The 26,392-nt window shown below is 39.2% G+C and carries 22 protein-coding genes, 1 rRNA gene and 1 other annotated feature (1 of these 24 running past the window's edge); of the genes, 3 read left to right on the top strand and 20 right to left on the bottom strand.

Annotated features, from left to right (window positions below; genetic code table 11):
• Window positions 1-817 (bottom strand): 16S ribosomal RNA (locus tag IGK70_RS13245) (it extends 744 nt beyond the left edge of the window).
• Window positions 818-1,484: 667 nt separating this feature from the next.
• Between IGK70_RS13245 and IGK70_RS13250 the strand changes: the two genes are divergently transcribed.
• From IGK70_RS13250 to serS, 3 genes are all read left to right on the top strand, one after another.
• Window positions 1,485-2,174 (top strand): response regulator transcription factor, encoded by a 690-nt coding sequence (locus IGK70_RS13250; RefSeq protein WP_002355963.1) that lies wholly within the window; start codon window positions 1,485-1,487, stop codon window positions 2,172-2,174.
• On the top strand, window positions 2,164-3,345 hold the full coding sequence (locus tag IGK70_RS13255; protein ID WP_002363566.1) for a sensor histidine kinase: 1,182 nt from the start codon (window positions 2,164-2,166) through the stop codon (window positions 3,343-3,345). Before IGK70_RS13250 ends, IGK70_RS13255 begins: the two co-directional genes overlap by 11 nt.
• Window positions 3,346-3,385: 40 nt before the next feature.
• Window positions 3,386-3,592, top strand: a binding site (T-box leader).
• Between the two features lie 87 nt (window positions 3,593-3,679).
• Window positions 3,680-4,951: a serine--tRNA ligase gene (serS, locus tag IGK70_RS13260; RefSeq protein ID WP_002373670.1), complete on the top strand. Its 1,272-nt coding sequence runs from the start codon at window positions 3,680-3,682 to the stop codon at window positions 4,949-4,951.
• 211 nt (window positions 4,952-5,162) lie between these two features.
• On the opposite strand, the gene guaB is transcribed toward serS, so the two are convergent.
• The 19 genes from guaB to mnmE all read right to left on the bottom strand — a co-directional run bounded on the left by guaB (window position 5,163) and on the right by mnmE (window position 26,337).
• Window positions 5,163-6,644 carry an IMP dehydrogenase gene (gene guaB / locus IGK70_RS13265; RefSeq protein WP_002355966.1) on the bottom strand — a complete coding sequence of 494 codons (1,482 nt, stop codon included), beginning with the start codon at window positions 6,642-6,644 and terminating at the stop codon, window positions 5,163-5,165.
• Window positions 6,645-6,801: 157 nt separating this feature from the next.
• Window positions 6,802-8,484, bottom strand: a complete 1,683-nt coding sequence (locus IGK70_RS13270; protein ID WP_104855953.1) for a 6-pyruvoyl-tetrahydropterin synthase-related protein — start codon at window positions 8,482-8,484, stop codon at window positions 6,802-6,804.
• A 166-nt stretch (window positions 8,485-8,650) separates the two neighbouring features.
• Window positions 8,651-9,340, bottom strand: a complete 690-nt coding sequence (locus IGK70_RS13275) for a DUF1129 domain-containing protein (protein ID WP_002363563.1) — start codon at window positions 9,338-9,340, stop codon at window positions 8,651-8,653.
• Between the two features lie 108 nt (window positions 9,341-9,448).
• Complete coding sequence (ychF, locus tag IGK70_RS13280) at window positions 9,449-10,564, bottom strand: redox-regulated ATPase YchF (protein ID WP_002355971.1); 1,116 nt, start codon at window positions 10,562-10,564, stop codon at window positions 9,449-9,451.
• Window positions 10,565-10,620: 56 nt separating this feature from the next.
• On the bottom strand, window positions 10,621-10,806 hold the full coding sequence (locus IGK70_RS13285; RefSeq protein WP_002355974.1) for a DUF951 domain-containing protein: 186 nt from the start codon (window positions 10,804-10,806) through the stop codon (window positions 10,621-10,623).
• Window positions 10,807-10,923: 117 nt separating this feature from the next.
• On the bottom strand, window positions 10,924-11,814 hold the full coding sequence (locus tag IGK70_RS13290) for a ParB/RepB/Spo0J family partition protein (RefSeq protein WP_002355975.1): 891 nt from the start codon (window positions 11,812-11,814) through the stop codon (window positions 10,924-10,926).
• Window positions 11,807-12,568: a ParA family protein gene (locus IGK70_RS13295; protein ID WP_002355976.1), complete on the bottom strand. Its 762-nt coding sequence runs from the start codon at window positions 12,566-12,568 to the stop codon at window positions 11,807-11,809. The genes IGK70_RS13290 and IGK70_RS13295 overlap by 8 nt, the downstream gene beginning before the upstream one ends.
• Window positions 12,569-12,583: 15 nt before the next feature.
• On the bottom strand, window positions 12,584-13,300 hold the full coding sequence (gene rsmG / locus IGK70_RS13300; RefSeq protein WP_002355977.1) for a 16S rRNA (guanine(527)-N(7))-methyltransferase RsmG: 717 nt from the start codon (window positions 13,298-13,300) through the stop codon (window positions 12,584-12,586).
• Window positions 13,301-13,548: 248 nt separating this feature from the next.
• Window positions 13,549-14,535 (bottom strand): DUF3114 domain-containing protein, encoded by a 987-nt coding sequence (locus tag IGK70_RS13305; protein ID WP_104855985.1) that lies wholly within the window; start codon window positions 14,533-14,535, stop codon window positions 13,549-13,551.
• A gap of 528 nt (window positions 14,536-15,063) precedes the next feature.
• The gene (locus tag IGK70_RS13310) at window positions 15,064-16,836 is read right to left on the bottom strand and encodes an oleate hydratase (protein ID WP_220421804.1); all 1,773 of its coding nucleotides are present in this window, start codon (window positions 16,834-16,836) and stop codon (window positions 15,064-15,066) included.
• A 199-nt stretch (window positions 16,837-17,035) separates the two neighbouring features.
• Window positions 17,036-17,713, bottom strand: a complete 678-nt coding sequence (locus IGK70_RS13315; RefSeq protein WP_002408131.1) for a fructose-6-phosphate aldolase — start codon at window positions 17,711-17,713, stop codon at window positions 17,036-17,038.
• A gap of 27 nt (window positions 17,714-17,740) precedes the next feature.
• The gene (locus IGK70_RS13320; protein ID WP_002355981.1) at window positions 17,741-18,097 is read right to left on the bottom strand and encodes a PTS glucitol/sorbitol transporter subunit IIA; all 357 of its coding nucleotides are present in this window, start codon (window positions 18,095-18,097) and stop codon (window positions 17,741-17,743) included.
• A gap of 23 nt (window positions 18,098-18,120) precedes the next feature.
• A complete protein-coding gene (srlE, locus tag IGK70_RS13325) occupies window positions 18,121-19,119 on the bottom strand; it encodes a PTS glucitol/sorbitol transporter subunit IIB (protein WP_104855414.1) in 999 nt (332 codons plus the stop codon).
• Window positions 19,120-19,135: 16 nt separating this feature from the next.
• Window positions 19,136-19,690 (bottom strand): PTS glucitol/sorbitol transporter subunit IIC, encoded by a 555-nt coding sequence (gene srlA, locus IGK70_RS13330; protein WP_002355983.1) that lies wholly within the window; start codon window positions 19,688-19,690, stop codon window positions 19,136-19,138.
• Window positions 19,690-20,175, bottom strand: coding sequence for a transcriptional regulator GutM (locus IGK70_RS13335; RefSeq protein ID WP_104855413.1), 486 nt, complete (start codon window positions 20,173-20,175; stop codon window positions 19,690-19,692). The genes srlA and IGK70_RS13335 overlap by 1 nt, the downstream gene beginning before the upstream one ends.
• Window positions 20,172-22,034 (bottom strand): BglG family transcription antiterminator, encoded by a 1,863-nt coding sequence (locus tag IGK70_RS13340; protein ID WP_438775320.1) that lies wholly within the window; start codon window positions 22,032-22,034, stop codon window positions 20,172-20,174. The genes IGK70_RS13335 and IGK70_RS13340 overlap by 4 nt, the downstream gene beginning before the upstream one ends.
• Before the next feature lie 15 nt (window positions 22,035-22,049).
• Window positions 22,050-22,850, bottom strand: coding sequence for an SDR family oxidoreductase (locus IGK70_RS13345; protein ID WP_104855411.1), 801 nt, complete (start codon window positions 22,848-22,850; stop codon window positions 22,050-22,052).
• A gap of 171 nt (window positions 22,851-23,021) precedes the next feature.
• Window positions 23,022-24,920 (bottom strand): tRNA uridine-5-carboxymethylaminomethyl(34) synthesis enzyme MnmG, encoded by a 1,899-nt coding sequence (gene mnmG / locus IGK70_RS13350; protein WP_002355988.1) that lies wholly within the window; start codon window positions 24,918-24,920, stop codon window positions 23,022-23,024.
• A 19-nt stretch (window positions 24,921-24,939) separates the two neighbouring features.
• Complete coding sequence (gene mnmE / locus IGK70_RS13355) at window positions 24,940-26,337, bottom strand: tRNA uridine-5-carboxymethylaminomethyl(34) synthesis GTPase MnmE (protein WP_002379284.1); 1,398 nt, start codon at window positions 26,335-26,337, stop codon at window positions 24,940-24,942.
• Window positions 26,338-26,392: the final 55 nt, after the last annotated feature.

Consider the following 26,392-nt stretch of genomic DNA (forward strand, 5'->3'; position numbering starts at 1 on the left):
CAGGGTATCTAATCCTGTTTGCTCCCCACGCTTTCGAGCCTCAGCGTCAGTTACAGACCAGAGAGCCGCCTTCGCCACTGGTGTTCCTCCATATATCTACGCATTTCACCGCTACACATGGAATTCCACTCTCCTCTTCTGCACTCAAGTCTCCCAGTTTCCAATGACCCTCCCCGGTTGAGCCGGGGGCTTTCACATCAGACTTAAGAAACCGCCTGCGCTCGCTTTACGCCCAATAAATCCGGACAACGCTTGCCACCTACGTATTACCGCGGCTGCTGGCACGTAGTTAGCCGTGGCTTTCTGGTTAGATACCGTCAGGGGACGTTCAGTTACTAACGTCCTTGTTCTTCTCTAACAACAGAGTTTTACGATCCGAAAACCTTCTTCACTCACGCGGCGTTGCTCGGTCAGACTTTCGTCCATTGCCGAAGATTCCCTACTGCTGCCTCCCGTAGGAGTCTGGGCCGTGTCTCAGTCCCAGTGTGGCCGATCACCCTCTCAGGTCGGCTATGCATCGTGGCCTTGGTGAGCCGTTACCTCACCAACTAGCTAATGCACCGCGGGTCCATCCATCAGCGACACCCGAAAGCGCCTTTCACTCTTATGCCATGCGGCATAAACTGTTATGCGGTATTAGCACCTGTTTCCAAGTGTTATCCCCCTCTGATGGGTAGGTTACCCACGTGTTACTCACCCGTCCGCCACTCCTCTTTCCAATTGAGTGCAAGCACTCGGGAGGAAAGAAGCGTTCGACTTGCATGTATTAGGCACGCCGCCAGCGTTCGTCCTGAGCCAGGATCAAACTCTCATAATAAAAGTTAGAACAATCTTGCGATTGTTAAGCTCAATTTGTTTGCTAGCATATTGCTTGCTTGTTAAAAATGTTTGTTGTCTTGAATTGAATCAAGACGCCCTACACATTTGGTTCGTCTATTCTTTGTTCAGTTTTCAAAGGTCTACGTTACCTCGCAGCAACTTTTATATCATAACAAACTTTCGTTTGAATGTCAAGAACTTTTTTAAAAAAGTTTTTTCAAGTTGTTTTGCTCGGTTGTTGTTGTCTGTTGTGACAACTTCTATATCTTATCATCTCGCTTGTTATTTGTCAACAACTTTTTTGTTGTTTTTTCAAACTTTTTTCGAGAGATTTGAAATCAAGAATTGTTATTTAATTATTGATTTCTGAATCGCTCAGCTGTGTGACTCGCCTTGCGACATGTAATAATATACCAAGATTTCAAGCATTGGTCAATCATTATTTTCACTTTTTTTAAACTTTTTTTCAATACCGATTATTATGATTGGTATAGGTATTTTCGTTCGCTTTTTACCCCCTTTCATCCTTTTTTGGCTATAGTTTATTAACTTTTAGCAAAATCTTCTAAATTTATCGTAATATATCAAGGATTTTGTCCTTTTTAGCAATTATTTGTTAAAATATGGAAAAGAGATTTTTTTATATATGGAGGAAATGAACGCTTATGAAAATTTTAGTTGCAGATGATGATAAAGAAATTGTAGAACTATTGAGTATTTATATTCATAATGAAGGATACGAAGTCGTGAAAGCTTATGATGGAAAAGAAGCATTATCCAAATTGCACACAACACCAGATATCGATTTATTAATCTTGGACATTATGATGCCAATCATGGATGGAATGGAAGTAGTGAAAGAACTTCGAAAAGAATCGCAAATTCCAATTATTATGTTAACAGCAAAAACAACCGATATGGATAAAATCAAAGGCTTAGTTGCTGGTGCAGACGATTATGTCACCAAGCCTTTTAATCCTTTAGAAGTAATGGCTCGGGTGAAGTCTATTTTACGTAGAAGCCAAATGCAATTAACCAAAGAAGAACCCGATGAATTAGAAGTCGGCCCATTAATGATTAATAAGGACTCTCACGAAGTCAAAACAATAGAAGGAAAAGAAATTCAATTAACCGCTCTTGAGTTTGGTATCCTCTATCTATTAGCTAGTCATCCAAATCGTGTGTTTAGTGCGGATGAAATTTTTGAGCGTGTGTGGCAACAAGAAAGTATTGTTTCTGCTAAAACCGTGATGGTTCACGTCAGTCATTTAAGAGATAAGATTGAAGAAGCAACTGGTGGAGAAAAAGTCATTCAAACAGTGTGGGGAGTTGGATATAAGATCGATGCTCGTTAAACCTAAAAAGATTGAAAAACAAAAACGAATTACCTTAACTTCTAAAGAAATCAGCGAGTTATTAGCAGAAGCAATTGTGACAATTGTTTTATTACTACTATTAAATGTCTCAATTATGTTCCTCTTAGGACAACTACTTAGTGAAAACTCGCCCTTAGCTGGTGTCATCTGGGCCACTAAGGATGCGGTCGCTAAAGAATTAAATACTGATTTGTTTTGGAGCTGGAATAAATTTGTCTTACCCATTTTCTTTTTAGTAGATGCAGCCGTTCTCTATTGGCGCTTAATTCGTCGCTACCACCAAATGCAATTGCGTCATATTATCAGTGAGTTACATTACATCGCTGATGGTAATTACAATCACCGCATTCCGTTTGAATTAAGTGGTGATTTAGCAAAAGTCGTGACGAGTATTAACGGTCTGGTGGATAGTACTGTCGCAGCCATTGAAGATGAACGGCGAATTGAAAAATCAAAAGATGAATTAATTACGAATGTCAGTCATGATATTCGTACACCGTTAACTTCTATTATTGGTTATCTGGGATTGATTGAAGATCGTCAATTTCATAGCCAAGAAGATTTACTGAAATATACGCATACCGCTTACGTCAAAGCGAAACAAATGAAATTATTAGTTGATGATCTTTTTGAATATACAAAAGTCCGTCAACCAAGTGTACCGATTCATACGACGACTTTTGATATGGCACAATTAATTGAACAGCTTGCTGCCGATTTTGAATTGGAAGCGAAAAAGATTAATATGCAAATCCAAGTAAAAGCCAATCCAGCTTCTTTAATGATGGAAGGCGATACGGAAAAACTAGTCCGAGTCTTTAACAACCTTCTTTCAAACGCTTTGAAATATGGCAAAGGCGGCCATCATATTGTGATGGAAGTAGACAAAGTCGGCACCGAAGCAATTATCGCTGTTCGCAATGATGGACCAGCTATTCCTAAACATTCTTTAGATCAGTTGTTTGACCGCTTCTATCGTGTCGAAGAATCCCGATCACAAGAAACGGGTGGTACTGGTTTAGGTCTGGCTATTGCACAAAGTATTGTCGCTTTACATGGTGGATATATTTATGCGAAGTCTGATCAAAAATGGACCTCCTTTATTATTCATCTACCCTTACAGCGTACCAACAAGAAATCAGAGAGTTAATTGACATCCCTGAACTTTTTCGGTATTCTATAGAAAAGAGAAAACTAAGAGAAAAAGTATTTATGGCACTGAATTCCAGAGAGTTTGCGGGGGTGCGAGCAAACATTCATCTATAAAGAAGTCCGTCTCTTCCAGGTGTCCAGCGAAATAAGTTGGAACGGTCTGCAGCCGTTATCTGCAAATCAAGGGCAGTAACATTACTGAACTTGGGTGGTACCGCGAGATTTCCAGTCATTTCGTCCCAAGAATATTTATTTTTGGGGTGAGATGGCTTTTTTGTTGTTTTCTACAACAGTTATTATTGATTATGTACTAATTTTAAGGAGGAAAAAATATGTTAGATGTAAAAATGATGCGTCAAAATTTTGACGAAGTAAAAGCAAAGCTACAAACCCGTGGCGTGAAAGAAGAAATCTTAGTGGAATTTCTGCGTTTAGATGAAAGTCGCCGTGATTTATTAGTCAAAGTCGAAGAAATGAAAAAATACCGGAATGATGTGTCTGCTGAAATTGCTCAATTAAAACGGAACAAAGAAGATGCAACGGCCAAAATCGCGGAAATGAAAGAAGTCGGCGGCAATATTAAAGCATTAGATGCAGAAATTAACGCTATTGACGAAGAGCTACGTGGGATCACAACTACTTTACCGAACTTGCCAGATGCTTCTGTGCCTGTTGGTGCTGGTGAAGAAGAAAATGTAGAAGTACGTCGTTGGAGTGAACCAAGAACTTTTGCTTTTGAACCAAAACCACACTGGGAAGTCGCTGAAAACTTAGGCATTCTAGATTTTGAACGTGGTGCCAAAGTAGCTGGTAGCCGTTTTGTTTATTACAAAGGCTTAGGTGCTCGCTTAGAACGTGCGTTATACAACTTCATGTTAGATTTACATGTTTATGAACATGGCTATACAGAAATGATTACGCCTTATATCGTTAATGACACCGCCATGTTCGGAACTGGCCAATTTCCTAAGTTTAAAGAAGATGTCTTCCAATTACAAGATACGGATTTAACGTTAATTCCAACTGCGGAAGTCCCTTTAACCAATTACTACAACAATGAAATTTTAGATGGCAAGGATTTACCGATTTACTTTACGGCCTTGAGCCCTTCTTTCCGTTCTGAAGCTGGTAGCGCTGGTCGTGACACACGTGGGTTAATTCGTTTACACCAATTTAATAAAGTCGAAATGGTTAAATTTAGTGATGCAGAGCATTCTTATGAGGAATTAGAAAAAATGACGAATAATGCCGAAGAAATTCTGCAAAAACTGGGATTACCTTACCGTGTCATGGCTCTTTCAACAGGTGACATGGGCTTCTCAGCTGCGAAAACTTATGACTTGGAAGTTTGGATTCCTGCTCAAGAAACGTACCGTGAAATCAGTTCATGCTCAAACTGTGAAGATTTCCAAGCGCGCCGTGCGATGATTCGTTACCGTGATGAAAATGATAAAGTCCAATATGCGCATACACTCAACGGTTCTGGTTTAGCCGTAGGACGGACAGTCGCTGCTATTTTAGAAAACTACCAAAACGAAGATGGCTCTGTGACTGTACCAGAAGTCCTAGTTCCTTACATGGGTAACCTAACAGTTATTAAATAAAGGGAAGATGAAGGTCGTTGTCTGATATCAGATAACGGCTTTTATTCTATAGGAAAAGGAGCCTGTAACAAAAATCCAAAGTGATTTTTGTTACAGGCTTAAAAATTGATAAACGGCGGAAACAGAAGCAACTCCTTCATTCTACAGAAAAAGAGGCAGACGTCGAAATGACGTCTGCCTCTTTTAAATTTTAAAAAAATCAGCTTTTATTTTATTGAACAGAATAGTTTGGTGCTTCTTTTGTGATTTGAACGTCATGTGGATGTGATTCTTTCAATCCGTTACCACTCATTTGAACAAATTGTGCTTCTTCACGCAACGCTTTCAGGTCTGCTGCACCGACGTAACCCATCCCTGATTTCAAGCCACCGATTAATTGGAAGACAATATCAGAAACGCTTCCTTTGTAGGCGACACGTCCTTCGATTCCTTCTGGCACTAATTTGTTTGCTTCATTGACACTTCCTTGGAAGTAACGATCACTTGATCCTTTTTCCATTGCGCCCAATGAGCCCATGCCACGGTAAGTTTTGAAACGACGGCCTTGATAAATTTCAAATTCGCCTGGAGATTCATCTGTACCAGCTAACATACTTCCTAGCATTACAGCATGTCCACCAGCAGCTAAGGCTTTCACGATATCACCAGAATATTTAATACCGCCATCAGCGATAATTGCTTTACCATATTCTCTAGCCACAGAAGCAGCATCATAAATCGCTGTTAATTGAGGAACACCAACACCAGCAACGACACGTGTTGTACAAATTGAACCAGGTCCAATACCAACTTTGACAACGTCAACGCCGACATCATACAATGCTTTGGTTGCTTCCGCAGTGGCAACATTACCAGCAATTAATGTTGCTTCAGGGAACGTTTCACGAATTTCTTTAATTTTGCGAATAACGCCGGCACTATGGCCATGTGCAGTATCGATAACAATCGCATCCGCACCTGCTTCTAATAATGCTTCCGCACGTTCGAACGTATCACTAGTGACACCGACTGCTGCCGCCACAAGTAAACGACCATGTTCGTCTTTGGCAGCATTTGGGAATTCAATCACTTTTTCAATGTCTTTAATTGTAATTAAGCCACTTAAGCGACCTGCTTCATCAACGATTGGTAATTTTTCGATTTTATGTTTTTGTAAGATTTTTTCTGCATCTTTTAAAGATGTGCCAACTGGCGCAGTGACTAAATGATCTTTTGTCATGACTTCTTCGATTTTGATTTGGTAGTCCGTTACAAAACGCATATCACGGTTTGTAATAATTCCGACTAATTTACGGTTTTCCATTGTTTCTACAATTGGCACACCGCTAATACGGTAACGACTCATTAATTCTTCTGCATCCGCTACTAAGTTTGTTGGTGTTAGAAAGAATGGATCAATGATAACGCCGCTTTCAGAACGTTTGACTTTACGTACTTCGTCTGCTTGTTGGGCGACAGTCATATTTTTATGTACGACACCTAGTCCACCTTGACGAGCCATCGCAATTGCCATATTACTATCTGTAACAGTATCCATACTGGCACTCATCAATGGAATATTTAACTTGATATTTTTAGCTAATTGTACACTCATGTCTACATCATTTGGTAAGACATGGCTTTCTGCAGGGATTAATAGCACATCATCAAATGTAAGACCTTTTTTCGCAAATTTTGTTTCCCAATTTGACATTTTTTTGTCCACTCCTCAACTTAATTTTATATATGAAAATAACAGATAATACTAAGGAAGTCAACTAGATTTGTTTAAATAATCAATGAGGAATAAAGGACAAAACGCCAAAATCGGTTTGTCCTTTATTCAACTCTTCCTAATTAAAGTCCTATTTTCATCGTTGTTCTTTTATCTTGTGTTTCTTTTTTTGTTGTAAAAATCGGCTAAATCCAAAACCACCAACAGAAAGCAAGGTAATCATTGTCCCTATTTTTTGCACTTTTGTTCTTTGGTAACGGATGTCGACATGTCCTGTACCAGATAAAGAAAGAGCGGCTAAGCCTCCTTGATTGGTTAGGCTCATTTTTTTAGCGCCCGTTTGGTTTTTCATTTGAATCGTGGCTTGATAGCCTAAGTAATAAATAAAAGGAACGGTCACCTTCGCTGATTGATTCACCACTTGGTAGTCAAATGAAATTTTCCCATAAGGCATTCTAACGTTTGTAATGGTTACTTGTTCTTCCGAATAATCAAGTTGTCGTTTTTTCTGTTTCAATAATTCCTGATAATTGATTTCATCTGGCAAATATTCATGGCCCGCACCGATATAAAAAGGCGCTGGCTGCTCATACTCAGCTTTTGTTAACAGGCGGCCTTGTTGTGACTGAATACTTTGATATTGATAAATGCCTAAATTGCTGATGGCAAGGAAAACCAACAAAGCCACGGTCCAAGATTTACGGAAAACGCCCCATTCGTCTTGTGCAATGAAAAAAGCGAGCATTACAGAAAGAATCCCTAAAAACCGCCAAGGAAACTGAATTGTATTTAAAGGCGTGTGGTTCAGCCAGTGCCAAGGAAAAAGCGTGGTTACCATCAATAAGAGTACTAGCGTCAAACCAATAAACCGTTTGTTCTGAATTTTTTTGCTGGCAAGCGAAACCACTGCTACAACAAGCCCCACAAACAAAAGGGTTCCTAGATTCGCTGTTTTCGCGTGAAAAACACTGCTCTTTAAACTATTAATGAAAAGAGAAACAATAGGATAACTTCTTTCGGAAATATAAGTGAGTGGATTGGACGTAACTTTAAACACTTGATTTTTCATTTGTTCAGCAACTGGTAAAAGATAAAAGGCCAGCCAAAGCAGCGTCAAACCTGCAGCCTTCGCTAATGCCAACAGGACCTCCTTTTTAAAAAACTGCTGCCAATAAAACAGAATGTATAACCCAATCCAAATAGAAACCATTTCAATAGAAATAAAGTGAGCCAACCCAATGCCAGTCATCGCCAGCGTTAACAACGGCCAATATTTCGTGGTTCCCTTTCGTAATAAAAACAGGCTCGCTAAGACCAACGGAAAAAAACTTAGCGCCAAAAATTCTCCTAACGCTTGGCGATTAAACAAGTCTTGCATGCGGTAAATAGATAAGCCATACAAAATGGCAAAGAGATAGCTTCTTTTTTTAGAGAGCGCCATTAATCGGCCTGCATAATAAGTAAGACTGAATGTTGCCAAATTTACCGCAAACACAAAAATCGCCATACTAGCGACAAAGGAAAAACCCAGAACACGCAAAAGCGCAGGTAAATAAAGATACGCATCTGGATAAAACAAACTAGAGGCATAGCCATAGCCTCCCAAGAAAAAATAATTGATTTTAGGAAACCAGTCGTTGTTTTTAATTGCTAATGCGAGACCTTCCACCCGATTTTGATGAAAGCGGAAATCACTTGCTCGTAAAAAATTCTCTTGAAAATAGACAAAATAGAGAGAAAGTCCACTTAATAAGAGAAAACTAATAAAAATGAGTAGCCGCTCGTGTTGACGGCACCAAGACTTCACTTGTTGTCCCATAAGAGGCTCCTTTCTTTAGCAAACTTCTGAAAACAGAAGCCTGGGACACTAGTTTTTTCGACTAATCCCCCAGGCTTTAACTGTTAAAACGCTCTATTGAGAGAGCGACTTTGCTTGTTGCAGTTTCTGCGTCAGCCGAGCGCCTTCACAATTGAGCGCGCGCCGTTTATTGACGTGTCATGAAACTACCTTGAATATTGTATTTTTTCTTGAAGAAATAGCGTGCTACAAAGGCTAACGCACCGATTACTAAAGCAATCATCGGATCTAAGATGGGATTGATCACTGGTGGTAGCATCGCTGAACCAGCGAAAACTGCAATCCACAAGAACATCCCACCAAATAGAATGGCGGTCGTTTTTAACCAACCAGGACGTTTGCTTTTGTCGCCACCTTGACGATCAAAACGGTAAACATATTTGTGCATTAGATAGAAAACATAACCCCCAGCCATCGCACCTAAGATATATGTGGTTAATCCGAGAGGCTGTGCGGTTCCTTTTGAAAATAGAGACATCGCCGCTAACATGATTGTTAATAAACCAAGTAATAGTAAGGTATTGTCGAGCCAAATCATCCAGCCCGCTGGTTCTTTGACTTCTGCTGGTTTATTTAAAATCGCTTCCGTCCGTTCTGAAACAGTACCAAATAACTGACGGGCTGTTTTACCTGTTTTTTGACCGGCTACTAATTCTGGTAAAATACCGTGTAGAGCCAATGCTAACTCCTCTTCAGATAAATTAGCCGCTTTTAATGATTTTTTTAAGTCAAAAATGTATTGTTCATTTCTTTTAGTCAAATTCTGTTCTAATTGACGATTCTCAGCCACGATTGCTCGTAATGCTTCTGCTTCCATAGTTGTATCCTCCTCACCCTCATGTAGAGGGAACCTCTTTCTAAACGGCTGAATGGCCTTAAATATGTGGGCTTACCCCAAAACAAATTGCTTGTTGGGCACATTTTTTTAAACGTTAAAACGGAACAACATAACATCGCCATCTTGAACGACGTAGTCTTTTCCTTCTAAACGAACACGGCCCGCTTCTTTGGCAGCTTGCATATTGCCATATTTATCTAGGTCTTCATAAGAAACTGTTTCCGCACGAATGAAGCCTCGTTCAAAGTCACTGTGGATAATCCCAGCTGCTTGAGGTGCCTTGATTCCCTTACGGAACGTCCACGCACGAACTTCTTGTTCGCCAGCTGTAAAGTAGGTAGCTAAGCCTAACAAATCGTAAGCCGCACGAATCAATTGATCTAAGCCAGATTGTTCAATGCCCATTGCTTCTAAAAATTCAGCCTTGTCTTCTTCAGAATCCAATTCGGCAATTTCTTCTTCTGCTCGCGCACTAACCACGATTACTTCCGCATTTTCACTGGTTGCAAAATTACGAACTTGTTGTACATACTCATTGTTGTCTGGATCCGCCACTTCATCTTCTGAAACATTTGCTACATAAAGGACCGGCTTTGTGGTTAATAAGAAAAGAGATTTAACAATTTTCTCTTCTTCTGGCGTAAATTCAATCGTACGAGCAGATAAACCTTCTTCTAAAACTGGTTTAATTTTGTCTAAAACAGCTAATTCTTCCACCGCTTCTTTATCTTTTGCTTTCGCCATTTTAGCCACGCGAGTATAGCGCTTATTGATTGAATCTAAATCTGCTAAAATTAGCTCTAAATTAATTGTATCAATGTCTGCTAAAGGATCAACGAAATCCGCATCTCGATTTTGTTCACGCATGATATTTTCGTCATCAAAACAACGAACCACGTGACAGATTGCATCTACTTGACGAATGTGACTTAAAAACTGATTTCCCAGCCCTTCTCCTTTGCTGGCACCTTTAACAATTCCGGCGATGTCTGTAAATTCAAACGTTGTGGGAACTGTTTTTTTCGGTTTTACTAGTTCTGTCAAGCGTTGTAAACGGGCATCTGGTACTTCAACCATGCCGACGTTCGGATCAATCGTTGCAAAGGGATAATTTGCAGCTTCTGCTCCTGCTTTTGTAATTGCGTTAAATAGGGTCGATTTACCAACGTTTGGTAAGCCGACAATTCCAGCTGTTAGTGCCATTTGTTTTCCACTCTTTCTCTCAGTCTATTCTCTTTTCTATTAGAGGCATCAAAGCATTAGTCTGCTTTTTTCTCGATTACTTTTTTTAATTTTTTAGTAAAATCACGACGCGGCATCATGACAATATGCCCGCAATTCGTGCACTTGATTTTGATATCAGCGCCCATGCGAATGATTTGCCAACGATTTGCTTGGCAAGCATGCGGCTTTTTCATTTCGACAATATCGCCTAAATCATACATGTTCCAAGCCTTCTTTCTTCTCTTACTTATATAAAAATACCATGATTACAATACCATTTTTTAACGAAACTAGCAAAAGGATTTGTGACTTTCTGTCTTACTTTCTCACTTTGCTTTTTATTCCTCGTCAAAATGAATATCTAAAATATCTAAAATTCTAGCCAAATCCGAAGAGGACAAGTACTCAATTTCAATTTTTCCTTTGCCTTCTTTTTCTTGAATTGCTACGGTTGTCCCAAATTTATCCATTAAGCGGTCTTCACTTTCTCGAATATAAATGGGTTTTTCTTTGATGGCTTTTTTCGCTTTTTTGCCCTTTTTGCCTTGTGTTTCGTTTAATTCAGCGACAAGTTGTTCTAATTGTCGAACCGTTAAATTGTCTTTAATACAACGATTAGCTAATGGCAATAGCTGTTCTTTGTTCTTCAAGCCTAATAACGTCCGTGCTTGACCCATTGACATGCTTTGTTTTTGAACCATTGCTTTGACCGCATCAGGTAAGGTTAGCAACCGTAAATAATTGGCAATATACGGGCGACTTTTGCCCAAACGTTCTGCGACTTCCGCTTGTGTTAATTTCAAATTTTTCATTAGCATTTCATAAGCTTCTGCTTCTTCTAACGGATTTAAATCTTCCCTTTGTAAGTTTTCCAAAACAGCAACTTGCATCATGGATTCTTCATCAAATTCGCGAATAATTGCGGGAATTTTTTCTTTGCCGGCTAATTTAGAAGCCCGGAACCGACGCTCACCTGCAATAATTTCATAGCCTTTAACTGCCGATTTACGGACAATAATCGGTTGAAACACACCGGAATGTAGAATCGAGTTTGCAAGTTCTTGTAAAGAGGTTTCATCAAATGTTTTCCGCGGTTGGTAAGGATTGGGACGAAGTTCGTTTAATAGAATTTCTGTCACTTGTTCGTTCTTAACGTCGACATCTTCTAGCTTTGCGATATCTTGAAACAAGGCATCGATGCCTCTGCCTAAACCTTTGCCTTTATTCATTCTCCAACACTTCCTTTGCTAGTGCTTGATACACTTCGGCACCTTTTGAGCGAATATCATAGTCAATGATTGGTAAACCATGACTTGGTGCTTCAGATAAACGGACATTTCTTGGAATAATCGTGTCATAGACTTTTTCACGGAAATATTTACGGACTTCTTCCACGACTTCGGCACCTAAATTGGTCCGAGCATCGTACATGGTTAACAAGACCCCTTCAATTTTCAATTCAGGGTTAAAATGTTTTTGAACCAAGCGAATCGTATTTAGCAATTGACTCAAGCCTTCTAATGCGTAATATTCACATTGAACAGGAATTAGAATCGAATCACTTGCTGTAAAAGCATTGATTGTTAAATGCCCTAGAGAAGGCGGGCAATCAATTAAAACGAAATCATACATGTCTCTTACTTCATCAATTGCTAATTTCAAGCGCGATTCTCGAGCCATCATTGAAGTTAATTCAATTTCGGCGCCTGCTAATTGAATAGTTGCAGGGACAATATCTAAATTTTCACGGCTGGTATGTTGAACTACGCTAGTGATTGGTTCTTCATTTACAAGGACATCATACACATCGTGTGCGACATCTGGTTTAGGGACACCCATGCCACTGGTAGCATTTCCTTGTGCATCAATGTCGATCAGTAAGACTTTTTTGCCTAAGTTTGCTAAACATGCGCCTAAATTTACAGTGGTCGTTGTTTTACCAACGCCGCCTTTTTGGTTCGCTACAGAAATAATTCGTGTCATGTGTGTGCCTCCATCTTATTTAATCGGTTGTTTATTTGGTAATCCAGGTTTTCTGGGATATTTTTTAGGGGTTTCTTTTTTCTTTTGAATCACGACAATGTGGCGTTCGTCTGCCGTAATCGGCAAAGTAAAACCAACTTCTTTTTGAAATTGACCGCCTAATGTAGCAATTGCAGGTTTTGCTTCATTAATTTCTTCTTCACTTTTCGATGCTTTTAAGGCTAAAAAATAGCCTTCTTTTTTAACTAAGGGTAAACACAGTTCACTTAAAACATTTAATCGTGCAACTGCTCGCGCTGTAACGTAATCAAACGCGCCACGAAATTCTGCTTTTTGACCAAATGTTTCTGCACGATCATGATACAAAGAAACATTAGCCAAACCTAGTTGATTCACCAACTCTGTTAGGAAAGTAATTCGTTTATTTAAAGAGTCAACAATTGTGACATTTAATGAAGGAAAAACAATTTTCAAAGGAATACTTGGAAATCCTGCGCCTGCGCCAACATCACAAATGGCTTTATCGCTGGCAAAGTCTTCAAAGAATGCCAACGAAACAGAATCATAGAAATGTTTCAAATAAACTTCTTTTTCTTCTGTAATGGCTGTTAAATTCATTTTTTCATTCCATTCTACTAGTAAATGGAAATATTGGTCAAATTGTGTCATCTGTTGGTCTGTCAATTCAATGCCTTTTGCGGCTAATAGTTGTCTAAATTCTTCGGGTAGCATAAAGACTCCTTCCTTTTTTGTGAAACAGAAAAATGTTTCACAATCATCTTTTCCTACTTTAACGCAAATAGCAATTTCTTGCAATGCTTTTCGGAAGATTTTTGCCTGAATGATAAAAGAAAAATCCGCCTTTTTGTGTAGTAAAAAGGCTCTAGCCTACGGGCCAAAATGTTCAATTGGCGGCAACGAAAACCGCCTTTCTCTAAGAGTAAAACAAGCCAATGTTTCATGTGAAACATTGGCTTGTTTTACTTACTATAATCATCGCACTTTATTTGTCGTTCTCTGCGGTAGTCGTATTCTTGGATACGGGGACTTAACCAACCTTTTTTGGCTGTTTTTCGTAATTGATGATCAAATCTCCCTGGTGGTGAACTATCTAGTAATTCATGGGTACGATTATTCCGATTTGCATAATTAAACGATTCACCATTCAAGACTTTTTCCTGGTATTCATTGTTTTTGGCCGCTTGATAATAAGCTGGATTACTAATTAATCTGCCTCGCCAGTCTTCAACTAACACATCCCACTGGGTTACAAAGGTCCCTTCTTCATTCAAAATAAACTCACTGTGAAAATTAGGCGTCAATCGTTTCTTATTAATTAAAGAATAAGATGCCCCCTCAGGGTATTTGTTGTGTAAACGAGCAGAGCTTTTTTTCAGTTTCCGCCCGCCCATTCCTTGCGGCTTCGCCGCAAAAACATAGCGTTTTAATGCCTGTTCATCGGTGTCCCCTTCTTGTTTAAAAAAATCGCGGATATACGTGATATTTTGACGATCAATATACATTCTTAATTGATGTATCTTTTTCGCTTTCTCTTGATTAAAGCTCCCAAGAAGACCTAACGGATAGGCTTTTTGAACTGTTTTTGCCAACAAATCCCAAAAAGTCGCATGCGGTGCAACCGTCTTCGAGAAACGATAAGGTCCTACTAATTGCAACATGCCATGCTGATCCAACACTGCACCTAATTGCCATAACAGTAACGAGAGCTTTTCTTGCGGACGATAAGCCGAAAAGCGAAATAATCGCTCATACGCTGAAGAGCCCACTTCTTCCACTTCAGAAAACAGTTCCGCGACTGCTGTTTTCGCTTGCTCAAGTGGCAAGAAACGCGTGTCTTTTATGGCGCTTTCCACTAATCCATAAACAGCTTGGCGGTCCCAGCCAGCGTCAATCGCCGCCTCTACACCAGCACTCATTGCTTGTTGTAATTTTTGCCAACGTCCCATCTTCTCGCCGCCTTTTTCTATATACTTCTTCTATAATGATAATCCTTTCCCCGCAAAATGCCAACTGCTTTAACGCAAAAAAACAACCCGCCCTTTGGGGAAGGGCGGGCGGAGGAGTTAAAAAATGAAAAAGTGTTTTGTTAGGGTTTTGTTTATCGGGTATGTTTAAATAATAGCCGTTAAATGTGAAGAAACTATGGTAAAAATGCGCCTTCTTTTCAACAAAATTTTGAAAAAGTCTCTTCAGAAATTAAGATTTTTTTGCGAAGTTGCCCACTGGCCACTCCCGTTCAACATATTATATATTTAATATTCATAAAATCATAAAAGAAATATACACAATAACGAATATTTATTCAACGGTTAATAAAACAACCAAAAAAGAGCGTGGAGCAAAAACTGATAAACGGCGGGAACAGAAGCAACTCCTTCGGAAATAAGCCAAAATTCTCCAAAAATTATAGAACAATTTTCGGAAATTCCTTCTTATTTCTCGGAGTTAAACACTTCTATCCCGACCTCTTTCAACTAAATTAAATGATTTTCTCTTAAAATATCACCAATATACGTATCCTCAAATTTCTTCACAAAGTGTTCAACCATTTTGCGTTCCACGAACGGCATATCCATTTCTGTTAATTTTTTCTTGTCAGATAAATAATAAACAGAGTTTGCTAAGACGCGCAAGTCGTATGCAGAAGCAAACACTTCTGGTACTCCGCGTTCAACCTCCAGCAATTGATAAACAGCTTCCATCGCTGTCCGTACAGAATACTCTGTTGTAAACACCGTATCTCGTTCAGTATCTGCGAAGTTCCCAATAAAAGCAAGATTTTTAGAGCCGTTTGGTACAACTAATGGTCGATCGCCTGGTTCTCTTAACATAAAGTAAGAAGTGATAAACGGCATATAAACCGGAATAGTGGTAGCCGATTCTTCTGAAATACGTTCAATTTCCCCTTCTGGGACCCCTAAATGATAAAGTAACTCTTGCGTAATTTCTTGGCCTGTACATTGTTCGATTGGTTTTTTGATATAATTTCCTGGTTTATTAGAAAGCAATCCATATACCCAAGTTATAGATTGTTGATCATTTTGTTCTTTAAAATGCGGTTGTCTATGCATAGCGAAACTCATCATCCAATTAGAGTCTTTGATAGTAATAATACCACCTGTGACAATTTTTCCTGTCCGTAATTTACGATGTGTTAACCGAGAAAGATACGGTTCAATATCGAAATTTTCCCACGTAATCGTTGCTGAGACAAACCAACTTTCATCTGGTAAATTTTCACAGAAAACTTCTGGGTGCCCAAATTCTGGGGATTGTTTTGCTAAGTTTTTCCAGAGATTCCAACTTCCCCCTAGTTCATGAGTAATTGGTGCTGGTGTATGATGATCTCCTTGCGTCGAACTTTCAGTAATTGAACCATTCGTTACGAAGACTAAATCATTTTCAGTTAAAGGAATTTCTTTGGTTTTGCCCGCTTGTGTCAACAATAATCGCCGAGCAACTTTAGTAGCTCCTTTGATGTCGACTTGGATATCATTGATCGTTGTTTCATATTGAAAGTCTACCCCTTGATTGGTTAAAAAGCTTAGTAATGGTTTCACTAACGATTCGTATTGATTGTATTTGGTAAACTTCAAGGCTGTAAAGTCAGGCAAACCTTTGATGTGGTGGATAAAGCGCATGATGTAACGGCGCATTTCAATGGCAGAGTGCCATTTTTCAAAAGCAAACATTGAACACCAATAGATCCAAAAGTTGGATTCAAAAAATTCTTCGCCGAAAACATCTTCAATTTTTTTGCCAATTAATTGATCTTCAGAAGTCATAAATAAATCAACGATTTCTTTTTGTGCTTTTTTGGATAAAGTAAATTGTCCATCGTCGGGGACACGTTCGCCACGGTTATGAATAATGCGGCAATTTGAAGAATTTGGATCATCTAAATCTAAACGGTAAAACTCATCTAGGACAGAGGCATCTTCTACTTCTAATGATGGTACCGAACGAAATAGATCCCACAAACACTCGAAATGGTTTTCCATTTCGCGTCCGCCGCGAGTGACAAAGCCATCATGGAGAATAAATTTACCATCTAAAGAACCGCCAGACAGCGTGAGTTCTTCAAAAATGTGAATATTTTCGCCCTTCATTTGACCGTCACGAATTAAGAAAACAGCCGTTGCTAAACCTGCTAGGCCACCACCAACGATGTAGGCACTCTTGTCATCTACACCTTTTGGTTTTCTTGGTCGAGCAAATGCTTCATAATTTCCATTTGTGTATCTCATTCTCGTTTCCTCCTATCATTTGATACCCTCATCATACTGCTACCAAAAAAAATACCCAAAAGATAACCCTTTTTTTAAGAAATTCTTTGACAAATAAAGAGAATTGTCTAATTTTTAAGCAAGTGAATAATCGTAGATGTTTCATGTGAAACAAAAAAAGAACGAGAAGAAAAATGGCCGTTTTTTCTTCTCGTTCTTTTTATGCTAATTCGTTTACCGTTTCTACTCCAAAAACAGCAACCCAATCTTCCTGAAAATCAGTTACTGCTTTTTGAATGGCGGGCATTGCCAAGCCTTGTGTCACGAGTTCTGGTGCGATAGTGACCGCTTGCGCCCCCATTTGACAGGCTTGATTAACTTGTGCCACGTTTTTAAAACTAGCAGCTAAGATCTTACTCTTTGCGTTCGTCCGTTTAATTTCTGCAGCTAAATGCTCAATAACCTTTTGAGAATCAATTGTTAAATTCTCCATCCTATTATAATATGGCGCTAAATAATCTGCACCTGCCGCAATCGCTAGGTAGCCTTGAAATTCTGTATAAATAGCGGTTGCTGTTATCCGATAATTTGCCTGCTTTAGTTGTTTGATGGCTGCCAAGCCTGCTTCATTGACTGGGATTTTAATGAATGTTTCTTGGCCTAATTGTTGTACAATGGTTTGGGCATCTTCTAGCATCTCTTCTGTCGTTTGACCGACCACTTGGACGTGCAAACTCGCTTGTCCAATCGTTTTTTTGATTTCTTTCATCTGCGCAAAGAAGTCAATTTTTCCTGCTTGCTTAACAATACTAGGATTAGACGTTACGCCTGCCAGTGGTAAAATTTTCTGATACTTTCGAATAGCCTCAAGATTAATTGTATCTAGCATAAATTCCATCTTTTACGTTCCTCCCTTAAACGATAATTATAGAATAGTGATTGTTGTACCAACAGTTATTTCAGGAATAGCTTTTTCTTCAACATATAATGTACCTGGTAATTCAGGTGTTGTTGCGCCATCAAATTTAATAGTAATGTGACCCAATGTGTCTAAATTAGTTAATACTACCTCGCCTACAGCGGTAATCTGGTAAGTTTGTTCATCAATCACTAACGTTTGCTTGTCCGTAATCGCTTCTGTGACTGGCTGAACCTCAATGTTATAACAATAATCTGCTAAAGCATCTGGTGCATCTTTTCCAAATAAGATGACCATTTTTTCTTCTTTAAATAATTCGGCTTCTGGTCCAATAGACTGAACCTTTGTTGTAAATACTGACATTTCCCATCCTCCAAAAAAATTTTTTAACTATACAATCCAAAACTTGCTAACCAAGCAACTAGTACTCGAGGAGCACCATTTAAGAAACGAGAATATAAAACAGAAGGGACCCCGACTTCAACGGTTTCAGCTTCAGCTTCTTCCAAGCCTAAACCCACGGGAATAAAGTCGCACGCGTTTTGTGTATTAATAGCAAACAATGCTGGTAGAGCTAGTTGTGGCGGAATATTGCCTTTCCCAATTTCCACACCAATTAACGTACCAATTACTTGGCTGATTACTGCTCCAGGACCTAATAGAGGAGAAAGAAACGGCAGAGAACAAATAAAACCAATAATTGTTAAACCCACAATGTTTCCTGCCAATGGCGCCATGATATTGGCAAAAAATTCACCAATTCCTGAACCTTGAATCACACCAATTAATAAAGAAACAAATGCCATAAACGGAATCACTGTGTTGATCATCGTTTGTACGCCTTCACGGGCTGATTGGTTGAATGTCGCTACAACTTTTCCTGCACCCATACCAATTTTCGCAACAAAACTTTGTTGTTCCGCTTTTTGTTCAGTAATTTTTTTACTTGTATCATATTTAAATTCTGTTTTTTTCGAGGTGGGCTTTTCTGTATCAGCAGCAGAAGCTTCTTCTGATGTCAATGTAATCTGTTTCGGGCCTACAGCGGAAACATAAATTGTCTCATTAATGTATTGTGCTAAGGGACCACTTTTGCCAGTTGGAACAACGTTAATAGTAGGAATTCCTTTTTTAGGATAAATCCCGCAACGAAGAGTGCCTCCACAATCAATAATGGCTAATGCGATTTCATCATCTGGAATCGATGTCTTAAAACCATTGACCGCTTCCATTCCTGTCAATTCTACGATTTTATCAACAATTGCGGGTTTCTCGCCGCCACCTGTAATGTAAATAAATTTATGTTTTTCTTCTGTCGGTGTAATCACTAAGGGTCCACCATAACCGCCATTTCCTTTAACTACCTTAATACTATTGTACGTCATCTCACCTTGCTCCTTTCTAATCCACAGCAATCTCTACTGTTTTACTAAGGGTAATTCCTTGTTGTTTGCAAACATAGGCGGTAGTGAAATCGGTAACCCAACCGCCAATAAAATTCATTAATATCCCTACAAACATATAGCGAATCGCTAGGTCCATCGAATTTAGTCCTAACGTATCAATCCCTTGCGCAATCCCTAACCAAACGAACAATTCACCAGGATTAATATGAGGGAAAACTCCATTACTGGTATGGCAAAATTGCGCTTGTGCAGCATAATAGCTAGGTTTATAGTATTCTGGTAAAAATCGTGCCATCGTAAAGGACATTGGATTGCCTAACATAAAAGCGGATAAAAAAGGCAGCACTAAATATCGCGTAACAGGATTTTTGGCAGAAAGTTTGGCTACCTTGGTTACTCTTTCTTCTCCTAGAAAAGCAATTAAAGTATTCATAGCTACCATTAACATCAAAACAACAGGTACGATGCCTGTCATCCAAGAAATAAATGTTTCTGCTCCTGTTTGGAAAAGGTGCATAAATCCTTCCGCAAATTTTGTAATATAAGACATTACTCGACACTTCCTTTCAATTTTGTTTGTACTTTATTTTTCCATAATTGCCATTGAATTTTGGCTCCATTAAGCGGCGTTAATGGTTGTGTTTCTTGATAATTGCCAAGCTCAACACGCAAGTAAATTTCTCGTGCATTTTCCATCGCTTGTTGGGTTAATTTATTTTCCTTTTGTACGAGTGGATGGTAATGATCCATATAATGAATATCCTCGTTCACGTACTGAGGTAAGGGATGAAATTTAGCTAGAACGGTGATACCTTGCATCTTTCTAGCGGCTAAGATTTTCCCTTGCGAATCCACAGCAAACAAGATAATCGTGCCTGCTTTCAACTTCCCTGCACGTCGACCAATCGCGACTTTTCCTAATTGTCGCAATTCTTGGTAGTTTTGATTAAAGTGTTTAATCTGTTTCATTCCCATAGCTATCTGAACGAAGTAAGCTGTTAAAAAAAGCGCTCCGAATACGTAGATAAAGCTCATATGATAATCCCCTTCCTTTGCATCCACTCTTTAACCGCTAAAACATCTCGTTGCTTCCGTAACTCATTACGTAAACGTTCGTCTCCTGCGATTGTAAACAAGCGGTCATATAGTTGTAGTAACTCTGCTTCAACAGTGGCCGTCAGCTCTTCTGGAATACCCAACAGCAAAATAACATCAACTTTACCTTCTGGTGTAACCAGTGATTCTTCAAAAACCCCAATCGATAAAATAATCGTTGGTAAGGCTTGATTAATTGTATGGGGAAAGGCAATCCCCGATTCAAAAATAGTTGTTTGTTGATCTTCTCTAGTAAAAATTCGTTCGATAAATTGAGGATCTACTAATTTTTCTGCTTCTAAATCAGCAATCATTTTCTGGATATTCGCTCGGTAACCTTGAGTATTCTCTAATAATTGATAGGTCATATGAATATTTTGAGATTCCACGGAACGAATTTCTTTTGCTCTCTGCCACTCATTTCTGAGCCAAGTATCGTTAAATAAATTAGTTAAATGGATCATCGGTGTTTGTGGTCGAATATTTTTTAAGGGAATAGTTGTAAAAATAGCAAAATATTGATTCAATTCTCTTCTCTCTGCCTCTTCTTCAGAAAAATGGGCAATCTGGACGTCTGGACCCAAAACTTTTTCCAATTGCCGCTGAATGATCAAGGACGTTCCATGACCTGTACTGCAGATTACAGCGATTTCTTTTTTGGCTCCCGCTTCATAGTTCCCTCTCAATGCTAGTTCAAAATACAAAGCGAGATACCCAAATTCAACCGTCGGTACACAACGATTCAACAAACGGCCCAATTCTTGCAAGCCAATCTTGGCTAATTCATAGGCCAAAGGATATTGTCGTTCAATTTCTCCATAAAATAAATCGTGACATTCCACATGAAAAACGAGTCGATTCATCACGTTTCTTAAATGATCTTTCATTTCTGAAAACAAGAAGTCCTCATCAAATTCAACAACAACTGAATGATGAATTTTTTTCATCATTTTTTGAAAATAGTCAGCTAAGAGTCCTTCATCAGCCAATAAAGAATTACGAATATGGTTTGTGTTGATGTTAAAAGGAAAGCTGATAAAGGAACGTTCCCATTGGCTTAACGTTACATTATAGGTTATTTCCAAGTGATACATCAGTTCTTCAATCTGCTCGTTATGACGAACATAATCAACATATTCTGGTGGTAGTTCCGTAATGAGTTTTCCAGCTAAAACACGCTGCAAAACAATTGAAACCACTCTTCGTAAAAGAAAACTATCTTGTTTCGCTAGTCTTGTTTCTTTGATTATTTTTTGTATCATTTGTTTGGTAGTTTCATGAAGAAACTGTTCTTCAAAATATTCTTGGACGTAATTCACATGAAGCAAGCGTAAATCAAACTCTTTTCCTTCTAAATGAATGCCACGGTTTGGCGTGCCTACAACCGCAACCTGCCAAGGAGCAATCAGCTCTTTCATGCGCTTAATGTCTTTATTAACTGTGCCGCGGCTAACGGCGAGTTCTTCGGATAAATCATAAGTTGAAATAAATTGATCTTCTTCTATTAATCGTTTGATAATGTAGGAAACACGCTTGCTTGAAGAATTAAAATCAGATTCCCTTTTTAGCCGTCCAGACAAAACCTCTTCAAAACCTTCAAAGTTATTGATTTCTAACTGAAAGAGATTTTCCTTCTGAATAATTTGGGCGACACCGATTAATTCATCATTCAATGTATCAATGTTTTTACGAACTGTTTGAGGACTTGCGGCTAATTTTTCTTGCAATTCCTGTAAGCTCATTCCTTTGTGATCAACTAGTAATTTTATTACTTGGTACCATCTATTTACTAGCGTCATTTAGTTTTCCCACCTCTATCCTCTTGTTTTACCTCCAGCTACGTTTGTGGTGATGCCTGTAATATAGCTTGAACGGTCTGATAAATAATAGCATACTAAGTCAGCGACTTCATGGAGTTTTCCGCTACGACCTAATGGAATCGTACTTGTTTTTGAATAACCTGCTCGCAATTGCTCCACAGAAATGTTTCGTGTATAAGCCAATGCTTCTTCGTATGCTAAAGTGCGCAAGCCCGTTTCTTCCATAATGCCTGGCGCAATCCCTACGACACGGACGTTTGATTTTCCTAACTCTTTAGCCCATGAACGTGTATAACTGCTGACCGCTGCTTTCGTTGCAGCGTAGGCACTTTGCCCTTCGGAGCCTTCTAATCCAGCTTCTGAAGACATATTAATAATGACACCTGCTTGTTTTTGTACAAGAATCCGGCCCACTGCTTGGCTCATTAGGTAGAGCCCTTTTTGATTGATGGCTACAATTTTGTCGAATACCTCATCCGATAATTCATAAGGCCCATGAGGATGATTTTTATCCACCAATAGACGAGGAATATTGATTCCGGCGTTATTTACTAGGCCATCTACGGTTCCAAATTTTTCCACCACTTGAGCGACACCCGCTTCTACTTCTGCTCGAGAAGTTACATCGACTTTCACAAAGAGTAAATGCTCATGTTGCGTTTCTGATGCTGAAATATCAAAATTAGCGACATAGACCTCTTCTGCTAACAAGCTTTCAACAATGCTGTGACCAATACCAGATGAGCCTCCTGTAACAATCACTACTTTTCCTTTAATTCCTAACCAATCTGTCATTTGTTCCACTCCTATCATTTGTTTGCGCTTTCAGTATAGGTCAGTTTGTGAAATTATTTAAGACAGTCTTTTTTTGCAGTTTAGAAAAAAAAGTAGACTAATTCAAAACAAAAAAGCAGTTGCTTCTTCACAATCAATCATCCGTGAAGAAGCAACTGCTTCAAATTTTTATTATCCTTGCACTTTCGCGATTTTTCCTTGTTCGATGTAGACCATCAAAATGCTAATGTCAGCGGGGTTCACACCGCTGATACGGCTTGCTTGGGCAATCGTTTCTGGTTGGATTTTTTGTAGTTTTTGTTTTGCTTCTGTCGCCAAGCCGTTAATCGCTTGGTAATCAATGTTTTCTGGAATGCGTTTTGCTTCCATGCGTTTTAGTTTCTCAACTTTTTCCATGGCTTTTTTAATGTAGCCTTCGTACTTGATTTGAATTTCTACTTGTTCAATTACTTTCGGATCGAGTGCCTCTTCAGGTGCGGGAATAAATTGAGCGACTTCTTGATAACTGATTTCTGGGCGTTTCAGAAAATCTCTAGCTAAAATACCGTCTTTTAAGCCAGCAGCGCCTTTGGTTTCCAAAAATGCTTGCACTTCTTTGGTTGGTTTAATCCGATGTTTGCCTAAGCGGGCAATTTCCGCTTCAACAGCCGCTTTTTTGACTAGATAGGCGGCATATTGTTCTTCTTTGACTAAGCCAATTTCATGACCCATTTCTGTTAAACGTAAGTCCGCATTGTCATGTCGTAAAATCAAACGATACTCCGCACGTGACGTTAATAAGCGATAAGGTTCGTTAGTGCCTTTTGTAACTAAATCGTCAATCATGACGCCAATATAGCCATCACTACGTTTTAAAACAAGAGGCTCTTTGCCTTGAATTTTCAATGCAGCATTAATTCCTGCCATCAAGCCTTGACCAGCAGCTTCTTCGTAGCCACTAGTTCCGTTCGTTTGACCTGCTGTATAAAGATTTTCAATGACCTTTGTTTCTAATGTTGGGCGTAATTGGTGAGGGACTACCACATCGTATTCAATGGCGTAACCTGTACGCATCATTTCTACTTTTTCTAACCCTTCAATAGAATGAAGCATTTCTGTTTGGACATCTTCTGGTAAAGAAGTAGATAAGCCTTGAACGTAAACTTCTTCGGTATTCAACCCTTCTGGTTCCAAGAACAATTGGTGTCTTGGTTTGTCTGCAAAACGAACAATTTTGTCCTCGATGGATGGACAATACCGAGCGCCCACACCTTCAACAATCCCAGTAAACATTGGGGCGCGGTGTAGATTTTTTTGAATAATTTCATGCGTTGTTTCATTCGTATAAGTTAACCAACAAGGTTCTTGGTTTTGATTGTAGGCACTATCTGGCGTGCTGTAACTAAAGTGGTTGGGTTCTTTATCGCCTGGTTGTTCCTCTGTCACAGAATAATCAATCGTACTTGATTTTACTCGTGGCGGCGTTCCTGTTTTAAAGCGATCGATTTCTAAACCTAATTCTTTTAAATGATTGGCTAAACCAACGGAAGGTTGCGAATTGTTTGGTCCTGAAGAATATTTTAATTCACCAATAATAATTTCGCCACGCAAGGCAGTACCGGCAGTAATCACCACTGCTTGACTACGGTATGCGGCACCTGTTGAAGTTACAACACCACGACAAACGCCATCTTCCACGATTAATTCTTCAACAATCCCTTGACGAAGGGTTAAATTTTCTTCTTTTTCAATGGTATGTTTCATTTCTGTCGCATAGGCATGTTTGTCGGCTTGCGCGCGCAACGCACGCACTGCTGGACCTTTACCAGTATTTAGCATCCGCATTTGGATGTAGGTTTTATCAATGTTTTTACCCATTTCGCCGCCTAATGCATCGATTTCTCGGACAACGACTCCTTTGGCAGGTCCACCAACAGAAGGGTTACATGGCATAAAAGCAACCATATCTAAATTAATCGTTAAAAGTAACGTTTTAACGCCCATTCGTGCGGCTGCTAAGGCTGCTTCAGAGCCAGCATGTCCAGCACCGACGACAATAACATCATATGATTCTGCTTGATATTGATTCATAAAAAATTCCTCTCTTGTCTTATTTTCCTAAACAAAATTGACTAAATAACTGTGTAATTAATTCATCTTGGACACTATCGCCGACGATTTCCCCTAAATAATCCCAACAACGGGTCATATCAATTTGAACTAAATCGACTGGCATACCTGCTTCAATGCCGTTAATCACTTCTTGTAACGAAAGCGCTGCTTGATCTAGCAAAGCAATATGACGTGTATTAGAAATATAGGTAGCATCTTTTTCGCCTGTTTGGCCGCCAAAGAAAAGATCAGCAATTTTCGCTTCTAACTGGTCTAAGCCTGTGTTTGACAACACCGAAACGGATAAAATTTCTTCTGCAGGGACTAATTCTTGTAATTCGTTAGGATCTAGTTTTGTCGGTAAGTCCATTTTATTTAAAAGAATAACGCGTTTTAAGCCTTTCGTTGCTTCCAACAGTTGACGATCTTCCTCTGTCAATTCTTCGCTTTGATTTAAGACTAACAAAATTAAATCCGAATCTGCTAACGCTTTGCGGCTGCGTTCGACACCAATTCGTTCCACAATGTCTTCTGTTTCGCGAATCCCCGCTGTATCAATTAATTTTAAAGGAACGCCGCGAACGTTAACGTATTCTTCAATGACATCACGTGTCGTTCCAGCAATATCTGTAACGATAGCTTTTTCTTCTCGTAACAAATGGTTTAACAAACTGGATTTCCCGACATTTGGTCGGCCAATAATTGCTGTACTTAGGCCTTCTCGCAAAATTTTTCCTTGTTTAGCGGTCGTTAATAATTGTTGAATCTGCGCTTTCACAAATTCGGCTTTTTCTAAAAGTAATTTCGTGGTTAATTCTTCGACATCATCATACTCTGGATAATCGATATTAACTTCTACTTGTGCTAAAGTATTTAAAATTTCTTGTCTTAATGAACGAATTAACGTCGACAAGTTACCATCCAATTGGTTCAATGCAACATTCATCGCTTTATCCGTTTTGGCACGGATTAAGTCCATCACTGCTTCTGCTTGTGAAAGATCCATTCGGCCATTTAGAAAAGCACGTTTTGTAAATTCCCCAGGTTCAGCCATTCGTGCGCCTTCACGTAACAGTAATTGCAATAATTGGTTCACCACGACAATGCCGCCATGACAGTTAATTTCTACCACGTCTTCTCGTGTAAATGTTTTCGGTGCCCGCATCACAGAAAGCATGACTTCATCAATCAATTGATCGTTTTGCGGATCAACAATATGACCATAATGAATCGTGTGCGTGGGGACTTTAGCTAAATCTTTAGTGCCTGACCGATAAACTTTGTTTGCAATAGCAACTGCTTGCTCGCCACTTAGACGAACAATACTAATCGCACCTTCACCTGGCGGCGTAGAAATCGCCGCAATTGTATCAAACTCCATTGTAGCTGATTGCATAATTAGCTTCCTTTCTTCATAACAACAAAAAAAGCGCCCACTCCTCCTGCATTAA

This window comes from Enterococcus sp. DIV0358 (assembly GCF_051713465.1).
GTDB classification, from domain to species: domain Bacteria; phylum Bacillota; class Bacilli; order Lactobacillales; family Enterococcaceae; genus Enterococcus; species Enterococcus faecalis.